Genomic DNA, 15,649 nt, shown 5'->3' with positions numbered 1-15,649 from the left:
GCCCGCATGAAAAAAATCGGTTCCCTCCTCTGGCTGGTGCCCGGCCTTCTGTTGCTGGGCATGTTGCTGATCCTGAGTCGCCGTGATCCGCACGCCTCCGTGCGCAGCCCCATCGAAGGCCTGGGCAAGCTCAACGCCGTGATGGAGATCATCCGCGATTTCTACGTGGAAGAAGCGGAGATGGACCGCATCGTGGACGGCGCCATCCGCGGCATGCTGGACGAGCTGGATCCGCACTCCAACTACATCCCGGCCTCCGAGCTGCGCGAGATCAACGAGGAATTCCAGGGCGAGTTCGAGGGGATCGGGATCTACTTCCAGATCCGCGACAAGCTGCTTACCGTCGTCTCGGCCATTCCCGGCACGCCCTCCGACCGGCTGGGCCTGAGCCCGGGCGACGTGATCATCGAGATCGACGGCAAGGCCACCTACGGCATCACCAACGAGGACGTGCAACGCAAGCTCAAGGGCAAGGGCGGGACCCAGGTGGCCATCAAGGTGCGCCGGGCCGGGCTGGAGGAGCCCCTGACCTTCCGCATCACGCGGGAGAAGATCCCCATCTACAGTGTGGAGTCCGTCTTCATGCTGAACGGGGAGGTGGGCTACCTGCGGCTGAATCGCTTCATGGCCACCTCGGCGGACGAGATCCGCGAGGCGATGGAGACCCTGAGCAAACAGGGCATGAAGAAGGTCATCCTCGATCTGCGCAACAATTCGGGCGGCTACCTGGAACAGGCCCAGAAGATCGCCGACCTCTTCCTGCCCGGCGGGCTGGTGATCGTCTCCACCGAGGGCCGCCTGCCGGAGTTCGGCAGCGTGCTCAAGTCCACGTCCGAGGACGACCTGCCGCCCCTGCCGCTGATCGTGCTGATCAACCAGGGCTCGGCCTCCGCCAGCGAGATCGTGGCGGGCGCCATCCAGGACCACGACCGCGGGCTGGTCGCCGGCCAGACCAGCTTCGGCAAGGGTCTGGTCCAGCGCCAGCTGGAGATGCGGGACTCCTCGGCCGTGCGGCTGACCATCGCCCGCTACTACACGCCCAGCCACCGGCTGATCCAGCGGCCCTACGACAAGGGCCTGGCCGTCTATTATGAGGAGGCTATGGACGAGGAGGATCCCAACCTCTTCGCGGACACCACGGCCGCCAAGCCGGTTTTCCGCACCCGGGCCGGGCGCAAGGTCTACGGTGGCGGCGGCATCACGCCGGACGTGCGGATCCGCAGCGGGCGCCTGACCCAGTACACCAGCCGGCTGCGCACCCAGCAGTCCTTCTTCGACTTCGCCAACCACGCCGCCACCACCGGGCCTCTGCGGCAGCGCCTGGAAGCCCTGGGGCAGGAGGCCTTCCTGCGCGACTGGCAGCCCGACGAGGCGCTGCTGGCCGAGTTCGTGCGCTTCGTGGGCGACAAAGTCAGCTTCAACGAGGAGCAGTGGCGCCAGGACCTGGTCTGGATCCGCGGCTACCTGAAGCGTGAGGTGGCCCGGGTGGTGTTCGGGCGGGATCCCTCGCTGCGCGTGGACCTGGCCATGGATCCCGCGGTGGCCGAGGCCCTGCTGCTCTTCCCGGAGGCCGAGCGCATCCAGCAGTTGGCCACGCGGAAAGCCGGACGTTGAACCGCGTGCGAGCCCGCTTGGGCAGTGCCCGCGTTGACTTTGGAAAAGGCGTTCAGTAGGTTCGTGCAGCTTTAACAACCTCGTCGGACCGCAGGCCCACGCCCGATCCCGAGGACAACCCTAGGCGGAGGACGCATTCCCATGCTCAAGTACTATGTCGATGGCGGCGTGTTCATGCACCCCATTCTGGTCATCACGATCTTCGCCATCATGATGATCGTGGTCAAGTCGGTGCAGCTCTTCATGGCTTCCCAGAACACCAAGAAGTTCATGGTGCGCATTCAGGAGGCCCTGAAGGAGGGTGGCGCGGAGAAGGCGGCTGAGATTTGCGCCAGCACCCGCGGCCCCGTGGCCTCCATCATGCATGCCGGCCTGATCCGCGTGGACCGGGGCGTGGAAGCCGTGGAGAAGGCCATCGTCAACGCCGCCTCGACGGAGCTGGCCCTGCTGGAGCGCGGCCTGGTCTGGCTGAGCACGGCCATCGGTCTGGCCCCCATGTTCGGCTTCACGGGCACGGTGTCGGGCATGATGAGCGCCTTCGAGGAAATCGCCAAGGCCAACGACATCAGCCCGTCCATCGTGGCCACGGGTATCGCCGAAGCCCTGCTGACGACGATCTTCGGCCTGATCTCGGCCATGATCGCCCAGTTCTTCTTCGCCATTTTCACGGCCAAGATCCAGGCCCTGGTGGTGGACATGGAGGAAGCCTCCGTGCAGCTCGTGGAGAGCCTGATCGAGCAGGAACGCAAGTAGTCCGCTCCGCTCGCCAATTCGAGGTTCACCATGGCGTTAAAACGCGGCACCAAGTACGAGGCCGAGATTCCGACGGCGTCTCTGCCCGACATCATTTTCACCCTCATCATCTTCTTTCTGGTGACCACCACGATCACCTCGGACAAGGGCGTGTCCCTGACGCTGCCTGAGTTCTCCGAGGGCACCGAGACGGTCAAGCTGAAGAAGGACATGGTCCTCAACATCCTCATCGCCGAAACCGGCGACATCATGGTGGACGCGGAGATCCTCGCCAACCGCGGCGAGCTGCTCAACCGCATCCGCACCAGCCTGGAGGAGAAGGGCAAGGACGCCGAGGGCAAGTACATCAAGATCGTCTCCATCAAGACCCAGGGCGGGACTCTCTACGACGACTACATGTTCGTCCTGGACCAGGTGAAGGCCGCCGGCGCCAGCAAGATTTCCATCGCCGAGCCGGAGGAATAGGCCATGCCTCAACTCAAGCGCCCTGCGCCCTACATCACCACCATTCCGTCGGCCTCGCTGCCGGACATCATCTTCACCCTGTTGATCTTCTTCATGGTGGTGACCAGCTTCAAGCAGTTCGACGGCTTGCCCGTCATCGTGCCCGAGGCCAAGACCACGGCCAAGATCGAAGTGGGCAAGCGGGACATCGCCTACGTCTGGATCGACAAGCGCGGGCAGATCGTCCTGGATGACCAGCTCTACAACGAGGAGACTGTGGCCGACCTGGTGCCCATCCTCTACGAGCGCCGGACCGCCAATCCCAAGACCGTGATCAGCCTCAAGGCCGACCGCGACTGCCGCATGAAGATCGTCACCGATGTGCAGCAGCAGTGCCGCAAGGCCTATGCCTTGCGCATCAATTACACGACGCGCTTCAAGGATCAGGGGTGAGTGCCATGTATGCAGAACGCAACCCCGAGATGGACATCCGGCGCAAGCTGCCCATGCTCACGGAGCTGGGGCTGGCCATCGCCATCACCATCTTCCTGCTGATGTTCATCATCTCCAAGCAGCTCTCCACGGATGTCAAGGTGCGGGAGTACGTGCCCGAGGAGATCCAGGTGGAGGAGATCGAGCGTACGGTGCAACAGAAGACCGTGCCCAAGCCCAGCCGTCCCACCTTCACCATCGCCGCGGAGGACGAGGAGGTTTCGGACGACGAGGCCATCGATTTCGCCGACGACGACAACTGGGACATCGCCCCGCCCCCGCCCCCGCCCTCGCCCGCCGGCGCCGGTGAAGGCGAGATCGTGGAGTTCTTCGCCGTGGAGGAGCAGCCCGAGCTGATCGGCGGCACCGCGGCCCTCTACAAGGCCGTCAAGTACCCCGAGATGGCCCAGCGCGCCTCCGTGGAAGGCCTGGCCCAGATCGTCTTCGTGGTGGGTCCGGACGGCAGCCCGCGGGATTTCGTCATCCAGGGCGAGCGTCCGGAAGGCCTGGGTTTCGGCGACGCGGCCATCGAGGCCCTGCGCAAGATGAAGTTCAAGCCGGGCCGCCAGCGTGACAAGGCCGTGGCCGTGCGCATGCAGCAGGTCATCAAGTTCGAGCTGACCGGCAACTGATCCGCTTCTTCGATCATGTGAACGGGTCGCCTTGGCGGCCCGTTTGCGTTTTGCTCGCTTTGGAAAGTGAATAGCGAAGGGCTGCCGGGCTCCGCGCGGTCTTTCCTAGTTTGGGGCCGGTCGAATTGGACATGCCGCGGGCGGACTCTCCGCCGGCAGCCCACACACAGCGTTGCTCGAAAGCCACCACATGCGCATCGGCTTGCTGATCCTCACCATGCTGGCGACTGGCAGCCCTTGGGCGGCCCTGACGCCCACCCTGCGCCAGGGTCCGGAAGCGGAGCGCCTGCGGGCGGAGCGCAGCGGGCCGGCGGGTCTGCTCAATCTGCAGCCCGGCTTGTACATGGCCGGGCTGAACGAACGCGACCGGCCCGTCTACTACGAAGCCCACACCCTGGTGGCGGCGCAGAGCATGCGTCTGGACGAGCTCTGGCCCGGCGGTTCGGCGGGCACGCAGTTGACCGGGGCCGGCATCCAAACCCTGGGCATGTGGGACGCCGGGGCCCCGCGGCCCACCCACCTGGAATACGTCGGCCGCGTGCTGCAGCAGGACGACGCCAGCAGCGTGGCCACCCACTCCACGGCCGTGGCGGGCATCCTGGTGGCGACGGGTCTGGGCGCAGGGGTGCGCGGGATGGCTCCCGCGGCGCAGCTCAAGTGCTGGGACTGGAACGACGACCAGACGGAGATGCAGAACGCGGCCTGGTCCGGGCTGCAGATCTCCAACCACAGCTACGGCGCCGCCGTGGGCTGGGGTCTGGTGGGCTCCACCTGGTACTGGTACGGCGACCCGGCCCTGGACTCGCACGAGGACACGGATTTCGGCTACTACAACTCCACCGCGGCCCTGATGGACGAGCTGACCTGGCTGGAGCCCCATTACTTGATGGTCCGTTCGGCGGGCAACCACCGCCTGGACACCGGTCCCGGTCCGGCCACCCCGCACTTCGTCTTCCAGAACGGCAGCTGGACGCAGAGCTTTGATCCCCGCGATCCCGACGGCGGCGGCACGGGCTTCGACACGCTGCCCCCGGAGGCCGTCTTCAAGAACGGCCTGGTGGTGGGGGCCGTGGAGGATCTGCCCCTGGGCTGGACCAATCCGGAAGGCGTGGTCCTCACCAGCTTCACGTCCTACGGGCCCAGCGACGACGGGCGGATCAAACCCGACCTGGTCTCCAACGGCACCTCGCTGATCACCACCTCCCGGGCGGCGGACTCGGACTACACGGCCTTCTCCGGCACCTCGGCGGCGGCCCCCACCGTGGCGGGCGCGGCGGCCTTGTTGTCCCAGTTGTACGCGCTGGGCCATTCAGGTCCGGCGGGCGCGCCCCAGGCACCCCTCTCGTCCACCCTGCGCGGGCTGCTGCTGCACACGGCCGACGAGGTCGGGCCCGGCGCCGGGCCGGACTACCAGGCCGGCTGGGGCATGGTGAACGCCCGCAGCGCGGCGGATCTCCTGCTGGACGACAACGCGCGCCGGCGGCGGATCCTCCAGGGCCGGCTCTCCGCCAACAGCCAGAAGTGGATCAACATGCGGACCCTGGGCGGCCCTGTGCGGGTCACCCTGGCCTGGACCGACTACCCGGCCGTGCCGCAGCCGCCCGCCCTGGACAACCCCAGCCCGCGGCTGGTCCACGATCTGAACCTCAGCCTGCACTCCCTGACCGGGCCGGAGGAGCGCCTGGCCTGGGCCCTGGACCCGACCCATCCGGATCGCCCCGCCCAGGCCCTCGGCAACCACCTGGACAACGTGGAACGCGTCGACTGGCAGCCCGCCGCCCCGGGCGAGTACTTCCAGCTGCGCATCCAGGCGGACGCGCTGCAGGCGGCCCAGGACTGGTCGCTGCTGTTGACGGGCCTGGAGCCCGTGGCCAAGCTGCGCTTCCAGTCCACGCGCTCGGTGGTGGCGCTGGGGGACACGCTGCTGCTGGAGGTGGAGCTGGACGGCGGTCTGGCGGTGCGCGGCATCGACCTGGACATGAGCTGGCCGGCGGGCGCCCTGCGGCTGATCGCCGCGGAGCCCGGGCCCGTCCTGCAGGACGGCGGTTTCACACCCCAGGTGACCGTGCTGGACGCGCGCCTGGACGGCGCCCACTTGGTGCTGGATCGGGTGGGGGACAGCCAGGGTCTGGATCTGCCCAGCGGAACCGTGGCCCGCCTGAGCGTGGTGGTGCAAACCTTGAGCCTGCTGCCGGTGGATTTCTCCAGCAGCCAGGTGATCAGCGTGACCGGCGACACCAGCCAGGTCGTGGAGTGGGAATCCATCCTGCTCAACGTGGGCAGCGACCCGCCGGACCTGGAACTGCGCCCGGGGGATCTGGCCCCCTGAACGCCGCCGGGCCCCGCCGCGGGGTTCGGCCTTCCGGCCTCAATCCCTATATTTTCCGCCAAAGCTGAGAATCCCTGCATTTCCAGGATCCTTGTGTCACCGGCGCCGGGCCGGCACTGAGCCGACGAGGACAGGATGACCGACTTCAATCCCAACGTGCTGGCCCTGGCCGTGCTCTTCGCCCTGGCCCTGGGCCTGGTGACGGTCATGTACCTGGCCGCCACCTACCTGGGTCCCAAACGCTTCAACCGCCTGAAGCTCCAGCCCTTCGAATGCGGCATGACGCCCGTGGGCAGCCCGCGCGAGGGCGGCCTCAACTCCCGCTTTTACTTGATCGCGATCCTCTTCGTCATCTTCGACATCGAGACCATCTTCCTCTATCCCTGGGCCGTGAGCTACAGCCGGCTGGGGCTCTTCGGGCTGCTGGAGATCCTGGTCTTCGTGGGCGCCCTGGGCGTGGGCCTCATCTACGTGCTGCGGAAAGGAATCGTCGCATGGAACTGAGCCCCGTCCAGCGCAGCCTGGAACTGGCCGAACCCTTCGTCACCACCAAGCTCGACAAGGTGCTGGGCTGGGGACGCAAGTACTCGATCTTCAACTATCCCTTCGTGACGGCCTGCTGCGGGATGGAGTACATGTCCGCCGCCTGCAGCCGCTACGACATGGACCGCTTCGGCGCCGGCCTGCCGCGCTTCAGCCCGCGCCAGAGCGACGTGCTGCTGGTGGTGGGCACCATCACGCACAAGATGGCCCCCGTGCTCAAGCAGGTCTACGACCAGATGTGCGAGCCCAAGTGGGTGGTGGCCTTCGGCGCCTGCACCATCTCCGGGGGACCCTACAACAACTACGCCGTGCTGCAGGGCATCGACCAAATCATTCCCGTGGACATCTACATCCCGGGCTGTCCGCCCCACCCGGAGATCGTGATGGACGGACTGATCAAGCTGCAGGCCAAGATCCAGCACCAGAAGCACGAGGTCTGAGATGAGCGGGACGCGGACGGAGCGGACCTTCCAGGCCACGGGCAGCTGGGCCGGCCCCGAGCTTACGGAGCGGATCAGCGAGCGCTTCGAGAGCGCCGTGCTGGGCTTCAGCGAGGCCTTCGGCGAGCGCGAGGTCACGGTGCGCCGGGAGATCTGGCCCACCCTGGCGCGCTGGCTCAAGGAGGACGAGGGCTTCGAGTACCTGCTGGACCTGACCGCCGTGGACTACCTGGGGCAGCGCCCGGTCCGCTTCGAGGTGGTGGCCCACTTCTACAGCCTGTCCGGCAACCGGCGCCTGCGGGTCTGCGTGCCGCTCCAGGAGGAGCGCGCCGAGCTGCCCACGCTCACCGGCCTCTGGAAGGCCGCCGACTGGTACGAGCGGGAGATCTGGGATCTCTACGGCATCCGCTTCGCGGGCCACCCGGACCTGCGCCGGCTGCTGTTGTACGACGAGTTCAAGGGGCATCCCCTGCGCAAGGACTACAAGATGAAGGCCCGCCAGCCCCTGATCGGGCCGGAGGCCGTGGGTGGCGGTGCGTCCCAGCCGCGGGAGGATGAAGCGGATGTCTGAGCAGAGCGGCGGAACCCCGCCCATCACGGCCCACTCCACGGAAATGACCCTCAACATGGGGCCCAGCCATCCCACCACGCACGGCATCGTGCGGCTCAAGGTGCGCACCCAGGGCGAGGAGATCACCGACTGCGACATCGAGATCGGCTACCTGCACCGCGGCTTCGAGAAGATGTGCGAGAACCACCCCTGGAACCAGTGCGTGGTCTACGTGGACCGGCTCAACTACGTCTCGCCGATCATCAACGACGTGGGCTACCACATGGCCGTGGAGAAGCTGCTGGACATCGAGGTCCCCGTGCGCGGCCAGTGGCTGCGCATGCTGACCAGCGAGCTGATGCGCATCTGCGACCACCAGACCTGCATCGCGGCCTCGTGCATGGAGCTGGGCGCCTTCACGGCCTTCCTCTACCTGATCAAGGGCCGCGACCTGATCTGGGAAGTGCTGGAGAAGATCTGCGGCGCCCGGGTGACCACCAGCTACACGCGCATTGGCGGGTTGGCCTATGAGCCCTACCCGGGCATGAAGGAGGAGATCCTCGAGCTCTTCACCGACCTGCGTGACATCAACCGCGAGATCGACCAGCTGATGAGCGACAACCGGATCTTCATCGACCGCACGCGCGGCGTGGGGGCCCTGGACCGCGCGACCTGCCTGAGCTACGGCTTCACGGGCCCCGTGGCCCGCGCGGCGGGGATCGAGTACGACGTGCGCGTCCAGCATCCCTACCTGTTGTACAACCAGGTGGACTTCGACATTCCGGTGTGCAGCGGCGGCGACTGCTACGACCGCTACCTGGTGCGGCTCCACGAGATGGAGCAGAGCCTGCGCATCGTCGAGCAGAGCCTGGCCAAGCTGCCGGCGGACGGCCCGGTCAGCGTTCCCGACGCGCGCTACACGGCGCCGCCCAAGGAGCAGGTCTACACGCGGATCGAAGGCCTGATGAACCACTTCAAGCACCACATGTGGGGCCACATGCTGACCCCGCCACCCGGCGCCGTGTATCACGCCGTGGAGGGCGGCAACGGCGAGCTGGGCTTTTACCTGGTGTCCACGGGGGGCGAGCAGCCCTGGAAGGTGCGCTGCCGGCCGCCCTGTTTCGGGATCACCCAGGCCCTGAAGGAGATGATCATCGGCCGCTCCATCGCGGACGTGGTCCCCATTTTCGGCTCGATCAACATGATCGGCGGCGAGCTGGATCGCTGAGACCGGCCATGAAGAGAACCACAGACTGCCCAGATGGGCCCTGGAACGGACGCTGCCGGCGGGTCCTGCCGAGTTCCCCCACCCACGCGCCCGCTTTCTGGCCCGGGTGTCTGTGGGTCTGTGGTTCTCTTGATGGCCGGCGCGAGTTGGCATAAGTAGTATGGACACGAGTGTCCCCTGGAATGCCCCGACGCCTGTGGAAGGAGTGAGGGAATGCCCAAGTTGACCGTCGACGGCCGCCCGGTGGAGGTTCCGTCCGGCACGCGCCTGATCGAGGCCTGCAAGCAGGCGGGCGTGGTGGTGCCGCATTTCTGCTACCACCCCGGCCTCAGCGTCGCGGGCAACTGCCGCATGTGCATGGTCGAGATCGAGATGGGCGGCCGCTCGCGCGTGGCCGCCTCCTGCGTGGAACCCGCGCTGGACGGCATGACCATCCGCACCGCCAGCGCCGATGTGCTGGACACGCGCCAGGGCGTGATGGAATTCCTGCTGCTCAACCATCCCATCGATTGTCCCTACTGCGACTGCGCGGGCGAGTGCAAGCTGCAGGACTACTACATGGAGTGGGGGGCCATCGACACCGGCAGCCGCCGGGAGACGGAACCCGTCCACAAGCCCAAGCGCCAGCCCATCGGACCGCACGTGATGCTGGACTCGGAGCGCTGCGTGCTCTGCTCGCGCTGCGTGCGCTTCTGCCAGGAGGTCACCGGCACCCACGAGCTGGGCATCGAGGAGCGCGGCAGCCACAGCACGCTGCATCTGGCCGAGGGCAAATCGCTGGACAACCCCTACTCGGGCAACGTCGTCGACCTCTGTCCCGTGGGGGCCCTGACGGACCGCGACTTCCGTTTCCAGCGCCGGGTCTGGTTCCTGCGCAAGGCGGACAGCATCTGCCCGGGCTGCAGCAAGGGCTGCAACGTGGAACTGCAGTTCGACGAGCAGCGGGACTACAAGAACCCGGAGAGCGGCCGGCGCGTGCAGCGCGTCAAGCCGCGCTTCAACGAGCAGGTCAACCAGTGGTGGCTCTGCGACCGCGGCCGCTACGGCTATCCCGCCATCGATGAAGGCCGGCTGGAGCAGCCGCGGGTGACCCGCGACGGCCAGCTGGCGGTCACGGACTGGGAGGACGCCTTGGGCGAGGCGGCGCGGCACCTGGACGACGAGTTGCGCCGGCACGCCGACCAGACCGCCGTGCTGTTCAACCCGGACATGAGCTGCGAAGACCTGCTGGCCGCACGCTCGCTCTTCCTGGACCAGCTCAAGGTGACGCGGGCGGACTATCAGCTCGAACTGGATCCCCGCGGCGCGGAGGACGGACTGCTGATGAAGGCCGACCTGCACCCCAACCGCGCGGGCTGCGCGGCGCTGGGGCTCAAGCGCGGCGCCTTCGCGGACGGCCAGTTGCTGGACGAGATCCGCTCCGGCCGCGTGCGCAGCCTGGTCTGTTTCCATTGGGACCTGCCCGGGCTGTTGGGCGCCGAGGCCCGGGACCTGCTGACGCGCCTGCGCTTCCTGCTGGTGATCACGCCCCGGGAGCAGGCCTGGGACAACCTGGCCCACGTGCAGTTGCCCGCCGCCGTGACGGCGGAGCAGAGCGGCAGCTTCATCAATTGCGACGGACTGGGGCAGCGCTTCCAGGCGGCCTTCGCGCCGCTGGGCGCGGCCCACCGGGGCGTGGATCTGCTGCTGGAGCTGGGGGCCCGGCTGGGCCGCCGGCCCGCCCAGGCCACGCTGGACGCGCTGGTCAAGCGTCTGGAGGCCGAAGTGCCGGCCCTGCGCGGACTGCCGTCGCCGCCGGCTCCGTCCCGGCACGTGTCGAAGGAGGCGGCCCCGCGCTAGGCAGTTTGGCGGGAGGTCCGCCACGCTGAGCGTGGCGGACCGGATGTCTCAACCAAGGGAGAATCCATGCTGTTCGAGATCCTGCTGGCGCTGGTCAAGGTGGTGGTGATCCTGCTGGGGGTCATCCTGCCGCTGGCCGCCCTGCTGACCTGGGCCGAGCGCAAGCAGAGCGCGGTCATGCAGGACCGCATCGGCGCCAACCGCGCGGACATCCTGGGACTGCGGGTCTGGGGCCTGTTCAACATCCTCGCCGACGGGATCAAGTCCTTCTCGAAGGAGGACTGGGTGCCGCCTTTCGCCAACCGCTTCCTGTTCAACATCGCGCCCTTCGTGGGCCTGTTCGCCGCCATGGTCACCTTCGCCGTGATTCCCTTCGGCCCGCCGCTGACCATCGGCGGCCGGGAGATCGCCCTCCAGGTGGCCGACCTGAACGTGGGCTTCCTCTACATCCTGGCCTTCGGCTCCATGGGCGTTTACAGCGTGGTGCTGGCCGGCTGGGCCAGCAACAACAAGTTCGCCCAGCTGGGCGCCATGCGCGGCATCAGTCAGATGATCAGCTACGAGGTGGTGCTGGGCCTGTCCCTGGTGGGCGTCGTGCTGGTGACGGGCAGCGTGCGCCTGCCCGAGATCGTGGCCGCCCAGGGCCAGCACTGGTTCGGCTGGATCCCCAAGTGGGGCGTGTTCACGCAGCCCCTGGCCTTCCTGCTCTTCCTGCCGGCGGCCATCGCCGAGACCAAGCGCGTGCCCTTCGACATCCCCGAGGGCGAGAGCGAGATCATTGGCTACAACCTGGAATACTCGGGGGCCAAGTTCGCCCTCTTCCTGCTGGGCGAGTTCATGGAAATCGTGGTGCTGGGCGCCCTGGTCACCACGCTGTTCTTCGGCGGCTGGCAGGTGCCCTGGCTGGCGGACTCGGGCTTCGTGTTCGGCAATGGCGCGACACTGGAACTGGCCCCGCTGGTGGTGTTCATCCTGCGCATCGGGTCCTTCCTGCTCAAGCTGCTGTTCTTCTGCTGGCTGCAGCTGCTGATCCGTTGGACCCTGCCGCGCTTCCGCTTCGACCACCTGCTGCGGCTGGGTTGGAAGGAAATGCTGCCCCTGGCCCTGCTCAACGTGGTGGTGACGGCGTTCGTGATGCTGAGCTAGCGGCCGCTTGGCCGCGGAAAGGGAGACGAGATGGCCCGCTTCGTGCGTGTGGACCGCCAGGCGACCCTGAAGACCGCGCTGTACTACCCGGCCGTCTGGACCGGGCTTTGGATCACGGCCCGCCATTTCTTCGTCAACATGGGCCGCCACACCCTCCACGCCATCGGACTGAAGGGGGGCAAGCCCGGCTCCACCACCCTGCAGTACCCGGAGGTGATGCGCCCCCTGCCGCGCGTCCTGCGCAGCAAGCACCGCATCAAGGTGCACGAGGACGGGCGCCCCAAGTGCACGGCCTGCATGCTCTGCGAGACCGCCTGCCCCGACTTCTGCATCTCCATCACGCCCATGGAGCACGACGGCAGCCCGGAGGAGAAGGCCCCGGCGGAGTTCCGCATCGACCTGGACCGCTGCTGTTTCTGCGGCTTCTGCGTGGAGGCCTGCCCCAAGGACGCCATCTACATGGACACGCAGATCATGGAGATCTCCAGCGACCGCCGGGAGAACTTCATCCTGCGGCTGCCGGAACTGTTGGATCCCAAGCCCCTGATCTGCACGGGACCCGAGTTCCGCGGCAAGCCCGTGGAGAAGGTGCTGCCGCACCTGGGCTGGCGCAACCTGGACCACGTCACCCCCGTCAAGGTGGACCTGCGCTACCGCGAGGAGCAGCTGGCCCGCCTGCACGCCGGCAATCCCGCCACGCGGCCCGCCGGGCTCGAATGACCGCCCGGCGCGGCATTCCGCGCCGCAGGGCCTGAGCAATGGACCACCTCCGCCCCGCCACCCGCCCGCCTGTCACACGGGGATCCGCGCCGGTCCTGCTGCTGGTCCTCTGGCTGCTGGCCGCAGCCCAGCCCGGGGCGCGGGCTCTGGCCGTCCTCTCCCCACCCGAACCCGACCGCGAGCTGCTGGTGACCCTTCCCGGCGGCGGCGAGGCCATTCTGCCCACCTGGCGGACCGGCCGCGCGCCGGGCGGCCTGCGCCAGTTCAGCCTGGACGACCTGCTGCGCCTGGAAGGCCTGCTGGCCGACGTGGACGGCCCCGCCTGGACCCTGCAGGCCCGGGGCCATCGCGTCCGGGTGGTGGAGGGCCTGCGCTTCGTGGAAGTGGACGGGACGCTGCTCAGCCTGGACCAGGCTCCCGTGAACGGACCGGACGGTCTGCTGGTGGAGTTGGAGCTGCTGCGCCGCCTGCTGGCGTCGGGGCTGTTGCAGGGGCGGCTGGACGAGGGGCGCGACGAACTGGCCCTCCAGCCGCTGCCCGTCGCGCTGGAGCGCGAGACCGTCCCTGGCGGCGAGCTGCTGCGCCTGCGGCTGCCGGAGATCCCGGTTTTCGAATCCGTTCCCGGGGCGGGCCGGCTGGACCTGCGCCTGCCCGACCTGGACGAGCTGGCCGGATTGGAGGATCCCGCGCGCCTGAAGCCGGGCGGCGATCCGCTGATCCGCGGCCTGACGGCCCGGCGGGACGGCGGCGAGTGGGTGCTGGGTCTGGCCCTCTCGTCCCAGGCGGAGCTGGTGGACGTGGAAGAGGTGGAGGCGCTGGGGGAGATCCAGGTCCTGCTGCGCCGGCGGGGGGCCGTGGTGGCGGCCGGGCCGCTGCACGAGCCCGCCCCGGAGGAGGAGGCTCCCGCGCCCGCTCTGACCGGCCTGCGCGAGGAACTCACGCGCATCGTCATCGACGCGGGCCACGGCGGCCACGACCCGGGCGCTGTCTCACGCTGGGGCAAGAGCGAGAAGGACTTGACCCTGGCCATCGCCCTGGAACTGCGCGAGCGGCTCAGGCGCGAACTGCCCGGCGTGGACGTGCTGCTCACCCGCGAACGCGACGAGTACCTGCCCCTGGGCGAGCGCACGCGCCGGGCTAACCAGGCCCAGGGCCAGCTCTTCGTTTCCATCCACATCAACGCCGCCAAGGACCGGCGCGCCCGGGGCCACGAGGTGTTCTTCCTGCGGCCGGGCATGAACGAACACGCCCGCCAGGTGGCCCTGCGCGAGAATTCCCAACTCGACTTCGAGGGTCCGGATGCCCAGGGCGAGCGCCCGCCCGAGGACTGGATCCTCGCCTCCATGGCCCAGTCCGGCTGGGCCGAGGAGAGCCGGGGCGTGGCCCAACTCCTCTCCCGCCACCTGGGCCGGATCACCGAGCGCCGCCGCCGGCCCGTCCAGCAGGCCGGTTTCCAGGTGCTCGTGGGGGCCAGCATGCCTGCCGTGCTGGTGGAGTGCGGCTTCCTGACCAACGGCGAGGACCACCGGCAGCTGGCATCGGGCGAGGGCCAGCGCGCCCTGGCCCAGGCGCTGGCCGCGGGGCTGAAGGAACTGCACGCGCTCAGCGCGGGGCAGCCGTGAGCTCCGCGACCTGGGCGGAGATCTGGCGCGCCGTGGACGCCCGGGCGCGCTTCGGCATGCTGCAGGGCCTGGAGCGGATGGCGGACCTGCTGGAGCGGCTGGGCCACCCGGAGCGCGCCCTGCGCTGCGTCCAGCTGGCCGGCACCAATGGCAAGGGCGCCGCGGCCTACGCCCTCTGGCGGCTGCTGGAGGACGCCGGCGAGCCCGCCGGGCTCTTCGTCTCGCCGCACCTGCTGCACGTGTCCGAACGCATCCGCCTGCGGGGCGGCCCCCTGGACGAGGCCGCCGCCGGCGGGGCCTGGCGCGAACTGGCGCCGCACGTGGAGGCGGTGGGGGCCTCCTACTTCGAGACGTTGACGGCCCTGGCCCTGTTGGCCTTCGCCCGGGCGGGGTCGCGCTGGGCCGTGCTCGAGTGCGGGCTGGGCGGGCGGCTGGACGCCACCAGCGCCGTACGGCCGGAGCTGTCTCTGCTGACCAGCGTGGGCGCGGACCACCTGGCCGTGCTGGGTCCGACCCTGGCGGACGTGGCCCGGGACAAGGCCCACGTAGCGCCCCCCGGCGGCGTGCTGATCAGCGCCGTGGACGAGCCCGCGCTGTGCGAGATCGTGGCTCGGGTGGCCCGCGAGCGCGGCGCCGAGGTTCTGCAGGTTTCCCCGTGCCCGGCGCCTGCCGCCGAGGAACGGCTGGGGGAGCGCGTGCTGCTGCGCGGCCGGAGCGGGGCCGGATTGCTGCTGCCCGAGGACACCTGGAGCTGGCGCGCCGCCGCCGGACTGGCCCTGCGGGCGGTCGAGCAGCTGGCCGTGATGCGGCCCGGGGATCCCGCTGTTGTGACACGCCTGGAATCCGGCGAGTGGCCCGGGCGCTTCCACGTGCTGCGCCGGGATCCGCCCCTGGTGCTGGATGTGGCCCACAACCCGCCGGCCCTGGCGCGGCTGACCCTCGAACTGGCCGCCCACTGGCCGGGAGCACGCTTCCACGTGCTGCTGGCCGGGATGGCGGACAAGGCGCTGGCGGACAACCTGCGCGTCTTGGCGCCCGTGGCGGGTCCGCTGCACGTGCTGCTGCCCGCGGGCCACGGCCGGGCCGCCTCCCGGGAGGACTGGCGGGCCGCCGCCCGGGCGGCCGGAGTGGAGATCGAGGGCTGGCTGGACGAGTCCGCCCTGCGCGCGCTGCGATGCCGGGTGGAGGAGAAGGACGAGCGGGAGCCCTGGCTGGTCACCGGATCCTTTCTGGGCGTCGCCGCCTGGCTGGGGGCCGTGGAGTTGCCCCGCGGATTGTAGACGAAGGAGCGCGGCGG

Annotated in this window: 15 protein-coding genes; all 15 read left to right on the top strand. The window is 68.8% G+C overall.

Annotation, left to right across the window (positions count from 1 at the left end):
• Positions 1 to 6 precede the first annotated feature (6 nt).
• The 15 genes from WC326_02445 to WC326_02375 all read left to right on the top strand — a co-directional run bounded on the left by WC326_02445 (position 7) and on the right by WC326_02375 (position 15,632).
• On the top strand, positions 7 to 1,614 hold the full coding sequence (locus WC326_02445; GenBank protein MFA7329911.1) for a S41 family peptidase: 1,608 nt from the start codon (positions 7 to 9) through the stop codon (positions 1,612 to 1,614).
• Between the two features lie 141 nt (positions 1,615 to 1,755).
• Positions 1,756 to 2,367 carry a MotA/TolQ/ExbB proton channel family protein gene (locus WC326_02440; GenBank protein MFA7329910.1) on the top strand — a complete coding sequence of 204 codons (612 nt, stop codon included), beginning with the start codon at positions 1,756 to 1,758 and terminating at the stop codon, positions 2,365 to 2,367.
• Between the two features lie 30 nt (positions 2,368 to 2,397).
• The gene (locus WC326_02435; protein MFA7329909.1) at positions 2,398 to 2,832 is read left to right on the top strand and encodes a biopolymer transporter ExbD; all 435 of its coding nucleotides are present in this window, start codon (positions 2,398 to 2,400) and stop codon (positions 2,830 to 2,832) included.
• A 3-nt stretch (positions 2,833 to 2,835) separates the two neighbouring features.
• Positions 2,836 to 3,264, top strand: coding sequence for a biopolymer transporter ExbD (locus WC326_02430; protein MFA7329908.1), 429 nt, complete (start codon positions 2,836 to 2,838; stop codon positions 3,262 to 3,264).
• Positions 3,265 to 3,269: 5 nt separating this feature from the next.
• Positions 3,270 to 3,935, top strand: coding sequence for an energy transducer TonB (locus tag WC326_02425; protein MFA7329907.1), 666 nt, complete (start codon positions 3,270 to 3,272; stop codon positions 3,933 to 3,935).
• Between the two features lie 190 nt (positions 3,936 to 4,125).
• Positions 4,126 to 6,264 (top strand): S8 family serine peptidase, encoded by a 2,139-nt coding sequence (locus WC326_02420; protein MFA7329906.1) that lies wholly within the window; start codon positions 4,126 to 4,128, stop codon positions 6,262 to 6,264.
• Positions 6,265 to 6,399: 135 nt separating this feature from the next.
• Entirely contained in the window at positions 6,400 to 6,768 is a 369-nt protein-coding gene (locus tag WC326_02415) for an NADH-quinone oxidoreductase subunit A (protein MFA7329905.1), read from the top strand.
• Positions 6,759 to 7,247, top strand: coding sequence for an NADH-quinone oxidoreductase subunit NuoB (gene nuoB / locus WC326_02410; GenBank protein ID MFA7329904.1), 489 nt, complete (start codon positions 6,759 to 6,761; stop codon positions 7,245 to 7,247). Before WC326_02415 ends, nuoB begins: the two co-directional genes overlap by 10 nt.
• 1 nt (position 7,248) lies before the next feature.
• On the top strand, positions 7,249 to 7,818 hold the full coding sequence (locus tag WC326_02405; GenBank protein MFA7329903.1) for an NADH-quinone oxidoreductase subunit C: 570 nt from the start codon (positions 7,249 to 7,251) through the stop codon (positions 7,816 to 7,818).
• A complete protein-coding gene (locus tag WC326_02400; protein MFA7329902.1) occupies positions 7,811 to 9,025 on the top strand; it encodes an NADH-quinone oxidoreductase subunit D in 1,215 nt (404 codons plus the stop codon). The genes WC326_02405 and WC326_02400 overlap by 8 nt, the downstream gene beginning before the upstream one ends.
• 213 nt (positions 9,026 to 9,238) lie before the next feature.
• Complete coding sequence (locus WC326_02395; protein MFA7329901.1) at positions 9,239 to 10,864, top strand: 2Fe-2S iron-sulfur cluster-binding protein; 1,626 nt, start codon at positions 9,239 to 9,241, stop codon at positions 10,862 to 10,864.
• Positions 10,865 to 10,930: 66 nt separating this feature from the next.
• The gene (locus WC326_02390) at positions 10,931 to 12,010 is read left to right on the top strand and encodes a complex I subunit 1 family protein (GenBank protein MFA7329900.1); all 1,080 of its coding nucleotides are present in this window, start codon (positions 10,931 to 10,933) and stop codon (positions 12,008 to 12,010) included.
• A gap of 30 nt (positions 12,011 to 12,040) precedes the next feature.
• A complete protein-coding gene (locus WC326_02385; GenBank protein MFA7329899.1) occupies positions 12,041 to 12,730 on the top strand; it encodes a 4Fe-4S binding protein in 690 nt (229 codons plus the stop codon).
• A gap of 38 nt (positions 12,731 to 12,768) precedes the next feature.
• On the top strand, positions 12,769 to 14,352 hold the full coding sequence (locus WC326_02380; protein MFA7329898.1) for an N-acetylmuramoyl-L-alanine amidase: 1,584 nt from the start codon (positions 12,769 to 12,771) through the stop codon (positions 14,350 to 14,352).
• Positions 14,349 to 15,632, top strand: coding sequence for a cyanophycin synthetase (locus WC326_02375; protein ID MFA7329897.1), 1,284 nt, complete (start codon positions 14,349 to 14,351; stop codon positions 15,630 to 15,632). Before WC326_02380 ends, WC326_02375 begins: the two co-directional genes overlap by 4 nt.
• Positions 15,633 to 15,649 lie beyond the last annotated feature (17 nt).

The organism is Candidatus Delongbacteria bacterium (assembly GCA_041675285.1).
Taxonomy (GTDB): Bacteria; CAIWAD01; CAIWAD01; order CAIWAD01; family CAIWAD01; genus CAIWAD01.
This window is presented reverse-complemented; position numbering and strand designations above follow the sequence as displayed.